General features: G+C 63.5%; 13 protein-coding genes. 6 read left to right on the forward strand and 7 right to left on the reverse strand.

What is annotated here, in order from left to right; genetic code table 11:
• The first annotated feature begins 25 nt into the window (after positions 1-25).
• Positions 26-646 (forward strand): LysE family translocator, encoded by a 621-nt coding sequence (locus tag ACFWHB_RS00815; protein WP_106885282.1) that lies wholly within the window; start codon positions 26-28, stop codon positions 644-646.
• Between the two features lie 75 nt (positions 647-721).
• Here ACFWHB_RS00815 and ACFWHB_RS00820 read toward each other — a convergent pair whose 3' ends face one another.
• The 7 genes from ACFWHB_RS00820 to ACFWHB_RS00850 all read right to left on the reverse strand — a co-directional run bounded on the left by ACFWHB_RS00820 (position 722) and on the right by ACFWHB_RS00850 (position 7,202).
• Positions 722-1,831, reverse strand: a complete 1,110-nt coding sequence (locus ACFWHB_RS00820) for a YeeE/YedE thiosulfate transporter family protein (protein WP_395949287.1) — start codon at positions 1,829-1,831, stop codon at positions 722-724.
• A 222-nt stretch (positions 1,832-2,053) separates the two neighbouring features.
• Positions 2,054-2,689: a LysE family translocator gene (locus tag ACFWHB_RS00825; protein ID WP_289986710.1), complete on the reverse strand. Its 636-nt coding sequence runs from the start codon at positions 2,687-2,689 to the stop codon at positions 2,054-2,056.
• Between the two features lie 82 nt (positions 2,690-2,771).
• Entirely contained in the window at positions 2,772-3,575 is an 804-nt protein-coding gene (locus ACFWHB_RS00830) for an AraC family transcriptional regulator (protein WP_025325321.1), read from the reverse strand.
• Between the two features lie 68 nt (positions 3,576-3,643).
• The gene (rarD, locus tag ACFWHB_RS00835; RefSeq protein WP_106885279.1) at positions 3,644-4,540 is read right to left on the reverse strand and encodes an EamA family transporter RarD; all 897 of its coding nucleotides are present in this window, start codon (positions 4,538-4,540) and stop codon (positions 3,644-3,646) included.
• 125 nt (positions 4,541-4,665) lie between these two features.
• The gene (locus ACFWHB_RS00840; protein ID WP_049828095.1) at positions 4,666-4,956 is read right to left on the reverse strand and encodes a hypothetical protein; all 291 of its coding nucleotides are present in this window, start codon (positions 4,954-4,956) and stop codon (positions 4,666-4,668) included.
• Between the two features lie 8 nt (positions 4,957-4,964).
• Positions 4,965-6,461, reverse strand: a complete 1,497-nt coding sequence (locus ACFWHB_RS00845) for an aldehyde dehydrogenase (RefSeq protein ID WP_395949288.1) — start codon at positions 6,459-6,461, stop codon at positions 4,965-4,967.
• A gap of 198 nt (positions 6,462-6,659) precedes the next feature.
• Positions 6,660-7,202, reverse strand: a complete 543-nt coding sequence (locus ACFWHB_RS00850) for a cupin domain-containing protein (RefSeq protein WP_025325324.1) — start codon at positions 7,200-7,202, stop codon at positions 6,660-6,662.
• A gap of 172 nt (positions 7,203-7,374) precedes the next feature.
• On the opposite strand from ACFWHB_RS00850, the gene ACFWHB_RS00855 reads away from it, so the two are divergent.
• The 5 genes from ACFWHB_RS00855 to ACFWHB_RS00875 all read left to right on the forward strand — a co-directional run bounded on the left by ACFWHB_RS00855 (position 7,375) and on the right by ACFWHB_RS00875 (position 13,147).
• On the forward strand, positions 7,375-8,706 hold the full coding sequence (locus ACFWHB_RS00855; protein ID WP_395949289.1) for an aspartate aminotransferase family protein: 1,332 nt from the start codon (positions 7,375-7,377) through the stop codon (positions 8,704-8,706).
• Between the two features lie 103 nt (positions 8,707-8,809).
• A complete protein-coding gene (locus tag ACFWHB_RS00860; protein WP_395949290.1) occupies positions 8,810-10,306 on the forward strand; it encodes a CoA-acylating methylmalonate-semialdehyde dehydrogenase in 1,497 nt (498 codons plus the stop codon).
• Between the two features lie 83 nt (positions 10,307-10,389).
• Entirely contained in the window at positions 10,390-11,118 is a 729-nt protein-coding gene (locus ACFWHB_RS00865) for a glutamine amidotransferase-related protein (protein ID WP_042650122.1), read from the forward strand.
• Between the two features lie 157 nt (positions 11,119-11,275).
• The gene (locus ACFWHB_RS00870) at positions 11,276-12,247 is read left to right on the forward strand and encodes a LysR substrate-binding domain-containing protein (protein ID WP_025325328.1); all 972 of its coding nucleotides are present in this window, start codon (positions 11,276-11,278) and stop codon (positions 12,245-12,247) included.
• Between the two features lie 60 nt (positions 12,248-12,307).
• Positions 12,308-13,147 (forward strand): PfkB family carbohydrate kinase, encoded by an 840-nt coding sequence (locus ACFWHB_RS00875; protein ID WP_163156298.1) that lies wholly within the window; start codon positions 12,308-12,310, stop codon positions 13,145-13,147.
• Positions 13,148-13,307: the final 160 nt, after the last annotated feature.

Consider the following 13,307-nt stretch of genomic DNA (forward strand, 5'->3'; position numbering starts at 1 on the left):
CCAACCGACCGGGAAATGCCCTGCGATGAGTCTCGATTATTACGCCCTCTACCTGTTGCTCGCCCTGGGGACTGTACTCAGTCCCGGGCCGGCGGTGATCTACACCATAGGCAACACCCTGACCCGGGGAAGCCGCCACGCCATCGCCGGCTTTGTCGGGGTGGCGGTGGGGATATTGATGGTGGCGACCCTGGCCTCGCTGGCGGTGATCTGGTTTACCCACTGGCTGGCCGGGGGCCAGCAGATCCTCACCCTGGGGGGCGCCCTCTATCTGCTCTATCTTGGGGTGAACTCCTGGCGTCAGCGCGCGGTGAGCCCTGTGATGGGCAAAAGCTCGGATAGGGATTGCTGGCGCAGCTTCGTCAAGGGGGCGCTCATCAGCCTGCTCAACCCCAAGGCGATCATCTTCTTCACCAGCCTGTTCCCCCAGTTCATCGACTTTCGCCAGGGGGCGCTGGGCCAGTGCCTGCTGCTGGCGCTGACCTTCAGCGCCGTGGTGCTGGTGGTGCACGGCGGCTACTGCCTGGTGTTTCGCTGGGTGGGCTTGCAGGGCTATGGCGAGCGCTTCGCCAGGGGCATCAACCGGCTGTCTGCCGTGATGTTCACCGGCTTCGCGATCCTGCTGCTGATAAGGGCGCTGGGCTGAGAGAGGGCCGGGCGGGGCACCCCGCCTGGCGAAGAAGAGCGGGATGGCGCCGGATAGCGCCATCCCGCTACTGCATCAGAGTTTGAACAGCGGCCGCAGGCGTATGCCAATGATGCTGCCCGCCAGGGCCATCAGCATCCAGACCCAGCCGTGCAGGCTGCCCGACGCCGTGCCGTCGAAGAAGCCGCCCAGGTTGCAGGCGCTGTACATGGCCCCCATCCCCATCAGCAGACCGCCAATGATGGCCGCCAGACTGTTGCCTATGCGGATCGGGGTGTGATTGCCGCCGCCGCTCAGGCAACGGGCCAGCGCGGCTCCCAGGATCCCCAGCCAGAACATGCCGACCATGGGATTGATGAAGAGTGGCTGGGCCAGCTTGGGGTTGCCCTCGAACAGGCCGAACAAGGAGGCGCCGCGCAGCGCCATGTCATAGACGGCCCCCGTGATGGTCCAGGCCGAACCGTGCAGGGCCACCACGGCGGAGTTGAGCAGGGCGATGAGGATGCCGCCGGTCAGCACGGTGAAGCGGCCGTCGCGCCAGAACAGGTTGCCGCCGCCGAAGATGGGCTTCACCTCACCGGTGCGCTTCAATTCACTCTTGCGAAACAGCAGGAAGAGCACAGCAACCAGGGCCAGGTTGAGCAGCATGCCGCTCCAGAGATTGCCGGTCAAATCCTTGGCAAGCACCACCTGGCTGGAGAAGCTGGCCTCCAGCTCGGGACGAAACTGGTTGCTGATGAGGGTGCCGATGCCGTAGCAGATCAACACCAGCCAGAAGCGGGGTTGCCCCTCGCCACAGCAGTAGAGGGTGCCGGTGGCACAGACCCCCGCCAGTTGCATGCCGATGCCGAACAGGAAGGCGCCGACGATGAAGGGGACGCCTATGGCCATGACGTTGCCCACCATGGCATCGCCAAAGAGGGCATGAGTGAAGGAGAGGAAGGCGGTGAACAGCAGGATCTCGATGGCGATGGTGAGCAGGTGCACCCGCACGTAGTAGCTGTTGCGCCTGGTCAGCATCTCGCGCCAGCCGAATACTATGCCGAAGCGGCTGAAGGAGAGGGTGAAGCCGAAACCGAAGCCGATCAGTGCCATCAGGGCCCACTTCATGCCGAAGGTGGTGCCGAGCCAGAGCAAGGCTACCCCCGCGAGTGCCACTATGGGGAGCGACCATTGTCGAGTCATGCCGATACATCCGTAACGTTATTGTGGTGAAGGCGTGCATCCTAATCCCACAATGAGTCCGATGCCAGCTTGCTTGGGGTAATCTCGCTCTCAGGGCCAGGCCAAGGCCTCAGACATAGGCACTCGCCTCGACGGCCAGCTCGGCCAGGATGGATAGACTGGGCAGGTGATACCGAACAGCAGACCGGTGACCTGCCGTGGTCGGTCAGCTGAACCTCTATCTCAAGCCATCAGGGGTTTTGTCAGATCCACCAGGATGGAGAGACTGACGGCGCCAAACAGAAGACCCGTGACCAGGTTCAGGGGCCGCTGCACCCGGCTTAGCAGGTGCTGGGCCCGGGCGGTGGAGAGGCTCCAGGCCAGCAGCCCGAACCAGGCCAGGGAGAGCAGAAACAGCTCCAGGATCAGCAGGCCCCGGGTCAGGCCATCCACCTGGGGCGTCACCATGGCCGCCAGCAATCCCATGAAGAACAGCAGCGCCTTGGGGTTGAGCAGGTTGGTGGCGATCCCGGCTCTCAGTCCCCGGTTCCAGCCCTGCAGCTCCCCGCCTGCCCGCAGTGCCTGAGTGGCAGAACTGCGGCGCGCCGCCTTGATGGCTCCCCAGCCGAGCCAGCCCAGATAGAGGGCGCCCACCACCTTCACCGCCAGGAACAACCAGGGCTGGCTCGCGATCAGCAGGCTGATGCCGGTGAGACTGAGGGTCGCATGGAGCAGGATGGCGATGGCGATGCCAAGCGCGGCCCCGAGCGCCGTGGGCCTGTGCAGGCTGGTGCGCAGGATCAGCGCGAAATCCGGGCCCGGGCTCGCCAGGGCGATCAGATGGATGAGACCTATGGTCAGAAACAGGCTGGTGAACATGGCATACCTCGCTACAAAGATGAGGCAGCAGCATGGGGGATGGAGGCAGGGGCTGGCTTGTAAAAGATTGCAGTGGGGTAGGTCAGCCCGGGAGCATCTGCTGACGGTAGTCCGCCGGGGTCAGCCCGAAGGCCTGGCGGAAGCCGTGGTGGAAGTGGCTCTGATCGAAGAAACCGACCGCCAGCGCCACCTCGCTCACCGGCAGGCCGCGGGCGAGCAGGAGTTTTCCGCGTTCGAGACGCAGCCGCTTGAGCCAGGCGTAGGGGGTCATACCGGTCTTCTTCTTGAACTGGCGCAGGAAGGCGAAGCGATCCAGCCCGAACAGGGCGGCCAGATCCTCCAGGCTGTGGTGCCCGTCCAGCTGGCCCAGCAGGTAGTCGCGCAGGAATCTGATCTGGGGATCCGCCAGGGCATGGCGCTCCGGTGCCAGGTGCAGCAGCTCGCCGAGCAGGGCCAAGAGCTGGCTCTCCGCCAGCAGAGCGTCGGGCTCGGGCTGATCCAGATACATGTGCAGCCGGGCGAAGCCCTGATAGAGATCGGGGCGGCTCTGCAACCCCTTGTCGAAGAAGGGCTCCGGCTTGTCTGGCAGCCAGCGGGCCAACTGCTCGGGGGCTATGGCGAACACCCGCACCTCGTACCCTTCCGGCAGCAGGCTGAGGCCGTCGTGCATCTCGTCCGGGTTGACGGTGGAGAGCTCGCCGCGCACCAGGTTGTGGCTGCTGCCCTTGTGGATGAACTTCTGGCCGCCCTGCTGCACCAGACCTATGTGATAGTCCAGGTGCACGTGGCGGCCATAGCTGAACTCCCTGTGATGGGAGTGGGAGAGTTCAACCCCCGGCAGCAGCCGGGATTGCCAGTAGTGGATGCGGGATGGAGAGGCGCTCATGGCCTATTGATAACCTGAAATCCGGCTTCTGGCTTGTAGATTATTGCAGGGACCGCGCGCCCGCCTTCTCAACCGGCAGCCTGACGCCGCTTGCCGCTGCGCAGCCCGTCCAGGCTGAACAGCACCAGGGCACTCCAGATGCAGCCGAAGGTGATCATCTTGTCCAGCGCCAGCGCTTCCCCGTAGAGGGTGACCGCCAGGATGAACATCAGGCTGGGGCCTATGTATTGGAAGAAGCCCAGGGTGGAGAGCTTGAGCCGGGTGGCGGCTGCGGTGAAGCAGAGCAGGGGCGCCGTGGTGACGACCCCGGCGGCGATCAGCAGCAGGTTCAGGTGCCAGTCGTTTTGCGTGAGGTGGCTGGTGGGGCTGTCGGCGAATCCCCACAGGTAGATGGCCGCCGGTGGCAGCATGATCATGGTCTCGATCAGCAGGCCGGTGAGGGCATCCAGGGCCAGCTTCTTGCGGATCAGGCCATAGATGGCGAAGCTCGAGGCCAGCACCAGGGCTATCCAGGGCAGGGAACCGAAGGCGATGAGCTGGACGGCGACCCCTATCACCGCCAGCCCCACCGCCCACCACTGCAGGCGACGCAGCTTCTCGCTCAGAAACACCATGCCGAGCAGCACGTTGAACAGGGGGTTGATGTAGTAGCCGAGGCTGGCATCCAGCATGTGACCGTTGTTGATGGCCCAGATGAACAGCAGCCAGTTGCCGCCGACAGTGATGGAGGTGAAGGCCAGGGTGAGCAGCACCTTGGGTTGGCGCAGCACGACCTGCACCTTGTGCCACTGGCGGCCGATCAGGGTCAGCACCATCAGCAGGGCGCAGGACCAGATCATGCGGTGGGTCAGGATCTCGGCGGCCGGGACGGCGGAAATGGTCTTGAAGTAGATGGGCGCCAGGCCCCAAAGGGTATAGGCACACAGGGCATAGATGATGCCCTGGCGCTGGATCTGTTGCTGCATGCGGATAACCTTCACTGGAGAGTCGGATGTTGGAAAACATCGCAAAAAATCAGTGTAGCGATCCTTTTGGGGGGAAAGAAGTTAATAAATGCCGTTTGGCGAGATTTTTACAGCATGGAATCGACTCAGCGCCGGCCACCGCGGCGGATCTTCTCTACATCCATGAGCAGCCACAGCATGAGTGCGATGGCGGAGATCCAGGGACCCCAGGTCACATAGGCCTCACCCTCGCCCAGCATGAAGAAGAGCAGCGGCAGGCCCACTACCAGAAACAGTACACTTCCCAGAAAAAACAGCATTTTTATCTTTATATTTAAGGGCTTGTCTATTTGATGATTATATCGATTGAGGCCGTTGAGGAAAGGGTAAAAATGAAAAAGGGGGATTTCTCCCCCAATTCGATCGGTGAGCGGCATTTCTGATCTTATTCGAGCTGGATCCAGGTGCTTTTCAGCTCTGTGTACTTCTCCAGCGCGTGCAATGACTTGTCGCGGCCGTTGCCAGACTGCTTGAAGCCGCCAAACGGCATCGTCATGTCGCCCCCATCCCAGTTGTTGACGAAGACGGTGCCGGCGCGCAGGGCGCGGGAGCCCTTGACCGCCTTGTTGAGATCCGCCGTCCAGATCGCCGCCGCCAGGCCATAGTCGGTGTCGTTGCCAAGGGCAATGGCGTCTTCGAGCGTGTCGAAGCCAGTCACCGCCAGCACAGGGCCGAAGATCTCCTCGCGGAAGATGCGCATTTGCGGCGTCACCTCGTCAAAAATCGTGGGCTCGATATAGAAGCCGCCGCTCTCTGTGTGGGTGCGCTTGCCCCCCAGCAGCAGTCTGGCGCCCTCCTGCTGGCCGATGGCGATGTAGTTCAACACCTGCTCCATCTGGATGCCGTCCACCATGGCGCCGATACGGGTGGCGGGATCCAGCGGGTTGGCGGCTATCCACTCGCGGGCATGGGCCAGCAGTCGCTCCATGAACTGCGCCTTGATGCTGTTTTGCACCAGCAGGCGGGAGGCGGCGGTGCACACCTCGCCCTGGTTGTAGAAGATGGCGCCCACGGCACTCCTGGCGGCGGCGTCCAGATCAGGCGCGTCCGCCAGCACTATGTTGGGGCTCTTGCCGCCGCACTCCATAAAGGCGCGTTTCAGATTTGATTTCCCGGAGCACTGCACCAGATGCTTGCCGATCTTGGTGGAGCCGGTAAAGGTGATGCAGTCCACGTCCATGTGCATGGCCAGCGCCTCACCCACTGTGTGGCCAAAGCCCGGCAGCACGTTGAACACACCGTCCGGGATGCCCGCCTCTTTCGCTATGCCGGCGATGCGCAGGGCGGTGAGGGGGGATTTTTCGGACGGCTTGAGGATGACGGAGTTGCCGGTGGCCAGCGCCGGGCCCAGCTTCCAGCAGGCCATCACCAGGGGGAAGTTCCAGGGCACTATGGCGGCCACCACCCCGAGCGCCTCGCGGGTCACCAGGGCCAGGGCGGACTCTTCCACCGGGGCGACCTGATCGTAGATCTTGTCGATGGCCTCGGCGTTCCAGGCGATGCAGTTGGCGGCGGCGGGGGCGTCATAGCCCATGGCATCGCCGATGGGCTTGCCCATGTCCAGGGACTCCAGCAGGGCCAGCTCCACCTGGTTAAGGCGCATCAGCTCGGCGAAGCGCTGCATGATCAGCTTGCGCTGTTTCGGGGAGAGCCCGCTCCAGCGCTTGTCATCGAAGGCGGCGCGGGCGGCCTGCACCGCCAGTTCGGCGTCGGCGGCGTCGCAGGAGGCCACCTTGGTCAGCAACTGGCCGTTGGCCGGGTTGATGCAATCGAAGGTGGCGCCGTTGACGGCGTCCCGGTAGCTGCCGTCGATAAAGGCTTGCGAGGGCAGGGTCAGATGGGCGGCCTTGTGTTGCCACTGGGCCAGGGTCAGGTCACTCATGTTCACTCCTTGAACCGGCAAAGATAGTCTCCGCGTATCAATATGCTAAACATCCTGCCGCTTGTAAATCCATCTTGTAACAATTCATTAAACACTTGCCGCCCAATGCCCGAGTCCAGACCCCGATCTGCGGCGGACTTTACCCAGGCGGCAGGGCCGTTTCGTGGAGGGGCGAGCGGCCCTGGTCACCCATGGAGATCAGAAGCTGGCTGGCGTGTTGGCCGAGATAAGCACGCACTCCTGCTCCCCCACGTTGCGGAAACGGTGCGGGGTGCGGCTGTCGAAGTAGTAGCCATCACCGGGTGCCAGCAGGTGTACCTGCTCGCCGACGGTGACCTCCACCTGACCCTGGATGACGATGCCGCACTCTTCCCCCTCGTGGCTCAGCATGTCGTCGCCGGTATCGGCGCCCGGGGGCAGTACCTCCTGCATCATGCCGATGGCGCGGTTGGCCCGGCTGTGGCCCACCAGGCGATAGCTGATGGGGTGGGTGCCGAGATCCGGCATGTCGTCCGCGCGGAAGATCACCTCGGAATCCATCTCCGTCTCATCGGTGAAGAAGCTGGCGAGCGACATGGGGATGCCTTCCAGCACCTTGCGCAGCGACGCGACCGAGGGGCTCACCTGATTTTTCTCGATCTGGGAGATAAAACCGTTGGTCACACCGGAGCGCTTGGCCAGCTCGCGCTGGGAGAGGGCCGCCTTGGTGCGAACCGCCTTGAGGCGGTGACCGATATCCATCGATAGACACTCCTTGACTGTTTACTATTATTAAAATTGTGTTAAATATCTTATACCACCCCGAGGGGGTGACACCAAGCAGGGCGATAAAAGGCCCTTTTTTATGGATTCAGGTGTTTAATTTAATAGGCATCAGCCAAGTGTTACTAAACGCCTTAAGGATGAGGTGACCATGAAACCGATTAGCGACATCAATACCCCTTCCGACATGTCCGCCTTCTGGATGCCCTTCACCGCCAACCAGCAGTTCAAGGCGGCGCCGCGCATCCTGAAGTCGGCAGAGGGGATGTATTATCACTCAGAGGATGGCCGCAAGATACTGGATGGCACCGCCGGGCTCTGGTGTTGCAACGCGGGCCATGGTCGGCGCGAGATTGCCGAGGCTGTCTCCCAGCAGATCTCCCACCTCGATTTCGCCCCCACGTTCCAGATGGGCCACCCTCTGCCGTTCGAGCTGGCCAACCAGCTGGTGGAGATAGCCCCCAAGGGCTTCGGCCACGTCTTCTATACCAACTCAGGCTCGGAATCCGTCGATACGGCGCTCAAGATAGCGCTGGCCTGGCAGCGGGCGCGCGGTCAGGGCACCCGCACCCGGCTCATAGGTCGCGAGCGCGGTTATCACGGGGTCGGCTTCGGTGGCATCTCGGTGGGGGGCATTCCCGGCAACCGCAAGTGGTTCGGCTCCCTGCTTGGGGGTGTGGATCACCTGCCCCACACCCTCAACATAGGGAAAAATGCTTTCACCAAGGGGTTGCCCGAGGAAGATCTCAGCCTGGCCGACGAGCTGGAGAAGATAGTCTTCCTCCATGATGCCAGCAACATAGCGGCCGTCATCGTCGAACCCATCGCCGGCAGTACCGGCGTCATCATGCCCCCCAAGGGCTACCTCAAGCGGCTGAGAGAGATCTGTACCAAACACGGCATCCTGCTGATCTTCGACGAGGTGATCACCGGCTTCGGCCGCCTGGGCTCCGCCTTTGCCGCCCAGGAGTTCGACGTCATCCCCGACCTTATCACCTGCGCCAAGGGGCTTACCAACGGCGCCATCCCCATGGGCGCCGTGCTGGTGCAGAACCACATCTATGACGACATGATGGCCGCCGGCAAGGGCGCCATCGAGCTGTTCCACGGCTACACCTACTCGGGACACCCTGTGGCCGCCGCCGCCGGGCTCGCGACCCTCGAGATCTACCGCAGCGAGAACCTGCTCCATCGCGCCGCCGATCTGGCTGGCTACTGGGAGGAGGCGGCCCATTCGCTGAAGGGCTGCAAGCACGTGAAGGATGTGCGCAACTACGGGCTGGTGGCGGGCATAGAGCTCGAATCCATGCCGGATGCGCCGGGCAAGCGGGCCTACGAGGTGTTCGTGCGCTGCTTCGAGAAGGGGGCGCTTATCCGGGTGACCGGCGACATCATAGCCCTGTCGCCACCCCTCATCATCGAGCGCAGCGAGATCGACGACCTCTTCACCCTGCTGCAGGATGTCCTGCAGGCCCAGGACTGATACTTACCCTTTGTTGCATGGCGCCCGCCGGGCGCCCTCTTCCTGTGCCTGATGCCCACGGCCGCGCACAAGGATGACGCGAATGACCCATCACGGAGGATTTATGAGTTACAGGATCGACAACTTCATCGACGGCGAAACCACAGAGAGTCGCAGCGAGCGTTTCGGCGCCATCTTCGATCCGGCCACCGGCCAGCAGCAGGGCACTGTGGCCCTCTCCACCGCCGCCGAGTGCCTCGATGCCATCGCCAGCGCCGAACGCGCCTTCGCCGACTGGTCCCAGACCCCGCCGCTGGTGCGGGCACGGGTGATGTTCCGCTTCAAGGAGCTGATGGAGCAGCACAGGGACGAGCTGGCCCGCCTCATCAGCCGTGAGCACGGCAAGGTCTTCTCCGACGCCCAGGGGGAGCTGACCCGGGGGCTGGAGGTGGTGGAGTTTGCCTGCGGCATTCCCCATCTGCTCAAGGGGGAGCACTCTCTCAACGTGGGCCGGGGAGTGGACAGCCACTCCATGATGCAGCCGGTGGGGGTGTGCGCCGGCATCACGCCGTTCAACTTCCCGGCCATGGTGCCGCTGTGGATGTTCCCGGTGGCGTTGGCCTGCGGCAACAGCTTCATCCTCAAGCCGTCCGAGAAGGATCCCTCCCTGGCCCTGCGCATGGCCGAGCTGCTCAAGCAGGCGGGCCTGCCGGACGGGGTGCTCAACGTGGTCAACGGCGACAAGGAGGTGGTGGACGTGCTGCTGACCGACCCGCGGGTACAGGCGGTGTCCTTCGTCGGCTCCACCCCCATAGCCCAGTACATCTATGCCACCGCCTCGGCCTACGGCAAGCGGGTGCAGGCCCTGGGCGGCGCCAAGAACCACATGCTGGTGATGCCGGATGCGGATCTCGATCAGGCGGTCTCCGCCCTGATGGGGGCGGCCTATGGCGCGGCCGGCGAGCGTTGCATGGCGATCTCGGTGGCCCTGGTGGTGGGTGATGCCACCGCCGATGCCCTGGTGGCCAAGCTCAAGCCGCTGGTGGAGGCACTGCGGGTCGGGCCCGGCCTTGGTCCGATCCCGGAGAACGAGATGGGCCCCCTCATCAGCCGTGAGCACCTGGCCAAGGTGCGCGGCTACGTGGATCAGGGGGTGGCAGAGGGCGCCAGTCTGGTGGTCGATGGTCGCGGTGTCAGCCACGGTGAGGGCTACTTCATCGGCGGCAGTCTGTTCGACCGGGTCGGCCCCGAGATGCGCATCTACCGGGAGGAGATCTTCGGCCCCGTGCTCGCCATAGTGCGGGCGCCGGACTACGAGACGGCCCTGCGCCTCATCAACGAACACGAGTACGGCAACGGCACCGCCATCTTTACCTGTGACGGGGATACCGCAAGGGACTTCACCACAAGGGTTCAGGTCGGTATGGTAGGGGTGAACGTCCCCATTCCCGTGCCCATGGCGTTTCACAGCTTCGGTGGCTGGAAGCGGTCCATCTTCGGGCCGCTCAACATGCACGGGCCGGACGGGGTACGCTTCTATACCCGGATGAAGACGGTGACTGCACGCTGGCCCCAGAGCCTGCGGGCCAGCGCCGAGTTCTCCATGCCGACCATGAAATGATCTACATGCAGCAGCTAGCCCTGGCATGGCCCGGCGGAAGGAGTCCGCCGGCGTGTCCCGCTATCCCTGTGAAGGAGTAACAGATGCGACTGGGAATTCTCGATTGTGACCGGCTGGACCCCGACTTGGTTGGGAGTTTCGGCCCCGTTTACTCCGAGATGTTTATCAAGGGCTTCCGGGCGCTGGCCCCGGCGTTGGAATACAGGGTCTGGTCGGCGCTCGATGGGGAGCTGCCGAGCGACTTGAACGAGTGCGATGCCTGGCTCATCACAGGATCGCGCCACGATGCCTACAGCGACATCCCCTGGATCCTGGCGCTGCGCGACTGGATCCGGCGGGCCCACGATGCCAACGTCAAGCTGGCCGGCATCTGCTTCGGCCATCAGGTGATCGCCCAGGCACTGGGGGGAGAGGTGGTGAAGTCCACCAAGGGCTGGGGGCTCGGCGTCTCCGTCCACCCCATGCAGGAGGCGAAACCCTGGATGCAGCCAGGGCTGGAGACCATCAGGATCCTGGCCAGTCACCAGGATCAGGTGGAGCAGCTGCCCCCGGGGGCGACCCTGCTGGCGGGCAACGATTTTTGCCCGAACTTCATGTTCCTGCAGGGGGATCACATAGTCGCCATCCAGGGCCACCCAGAGTTTTCGGTGGAATACAACCGGGCGCTGATCGAGCGGCGGCGGGATCGGCTGCCCGACGAGCACTACCAGAGCAGCCTCTCCTCCCTGGAGGGAGAAGTGGACTCGGCCACCATGATGCAGTGGCTGCTGCAGTTCCTCGGCATGCTGCCGGTCGGCCCTGCCGTGCGCTGAGTGTCCGTTTGTCATATCCCCCCGGCAGATGCTAGATTTTGTAGCAAAATGAAGGATCAAGCGGTGATATGCCCAGTTCGGATGGTACACTGGCCGCCATTTGTGTGGCGGCCTTGTCCATCTGATGACAGCCGCGCCAGCCTGTGAGGGTGCAACCTTGAAACTACAGCAGTTGAAGTATCTGATCGCGGTGCGGGACCACAATCTCAACGTCTCCGTCGCTTCCGATGCGCTCTATACCAGCCAGCCTGGAGTGAGCAAGCAGATCGGCTTGCTGGAGAGCGAGCTGGGGGTGCGCATCTTCGAGCGTCGCGGCAAGCACCTGCACAGGATCACCCCTGTGGGGGAGGAGATCATCAAGTGCGCCGAGGCCATGCTCAACATAGAGAGCAAGATCAAGGCCATCTCCCGGGAGTACCTGGACCCGACAGTGGGCACCCTCAACATCCACACCACCCACACCATAGCCCGCTACCTGCTGCCCAAAAGCGTCACCTATTTCACCAAGAAGTACCCCAAGATCTCGTTCCACCTGCACCCCGTGATGTCGGCCACCAAGGAGCAGATCAGCAAGGGTTACTCGGATTTTTCCATCGTGGCCCACGAGATAGGCTTCGACAAGGAGCTGATCGCGCTGCCCGCCTACCTCTGGACCCTGTCGCTGGTGGTGCCGCAGGATCACCCCCTGGCCAAGGTGAAGAAACCGACCCTGGAGCAGCTCTGCCAGTATCCCATCCTCAGCTACGAGAGCGGCGCCACCGGGCGTCAGGTGCAGGACAGGGTGTTCCAGGCGGCCGGCCTCAGCCCCAACTACTACATGACTGTGATGGATGCGGGCGTCATCAAGCGCTACGTGGAGCTGGGCTTTGGCATCGGCATCATCTCATCCTTGGTGGCCAACGACCACGATGCCCCCAGCCTGGTGGCCATCAACCTGGAGCACCTGTTCGAGCCCTGCCCGGCCCAGCTCTGCTTCAGCAAGAGCATACTGCTGCAGAACTACATGTATGACTTCATCAGCTCCTTCTCCCCCCATCTCACCAAGGAGATGATCCAGAACGTGATGCAGCAGCCGACCCAGGCGCGCATCGACGAGCTGCTGGTCGGGGTGGAGCTGCCCGTCTACTGAGTCGTCTTCCGTCATCGGTCCGGCGTCGCTGGATGCCGGACCCGCCCTGCCGAGGTCCCCATGTCCCGCATCCTGCTGCTTGCCAATCTCAACTGTGATCATGTGCTCTCCCTGGCCGAACCCCTGGTCGCGGGGGCACGGATGCAATACGTGGATCAGGGGCGCAGGCTCGGCGGCGGCGCCGCCAACACCGGCATAGGGCTGGTGTGGGCGGGGCATGAGGTCATCATTGCCTCCCGCATCGGGCTGGACGAGACCGGCGACTGGCTGCTGGAGCAGGCGACGGGTCATGGACTGGACTGCTCCCACGTGGAGCGCTTTGGCGGCGAGACGGGGGAGCTGCTGGTGCTGGTGGACTCCACCGGGGAGCGCACCATTCTAAGGCGTCCGCGCCGCCCGGATCTGCCAGGCGACTTGCCGCTGGAGGGGGTGGATTGCCTCTATGTGAACTATCCGGGCACCGCCATCATCGGCTACATGCGCCAGATGCTCGGCAAGAGCTTCGTGGTGGCCCAGTACCCCAAGGGCGGCCAGGCCCGCCGCCCCTGCCACGTGCTGGTGGCCTCCCGCGCCGATCTCGCCGAGGTGGGCGATCCCTGGCGGCATGCCAGGGAGCTCGCAGGGGAGCAGCTCGAATGGCTGGTGCTGACCGAGGGCAAGGCGGGGGCCGTTGCCATCCACGGCGAAGAGCAGGTGCGGGTGGCGGCGCGGCCGGTGTCCGTGGTCGATACCACGGGGGCGGGGGATGCCTTCGCCGGCGGCCTTATCCACGGTCTGGCCCGCGGCATGGCGATGGGGGATGCCCTGCAGTGCGCGGTGGACTGGGGCGCCTTCGCGGTCGCCTCCGAGAGTTCCATCCCTTCCCAGGCCCTGAAAACCTGGCTGAAACATCCCCACTGACAGACTCTAACCTGCCCGCTCGCCGGACTGTGGCCCCCTGCCTGCCGATGGAATTTAGCCGCCGGAAATGGCCAAAACCCCGCCCCGAGCCGGCAAGTTTGCGATCAATCAAAGAAAGTGTCGATTTATGTACATCTTCGTCGACACCCGCCAGAGCTGC

It is taken from the genome of Aeromonas mytilicola subsp. aquatica (assembly GCF_044336385.1).
GTDB lineage: Bacteria > Pseudomonadota > Gammaproteobacteria > Enterobacterales > Aeromonadaceae > Aeromonas > Aeromonas rivipollensis.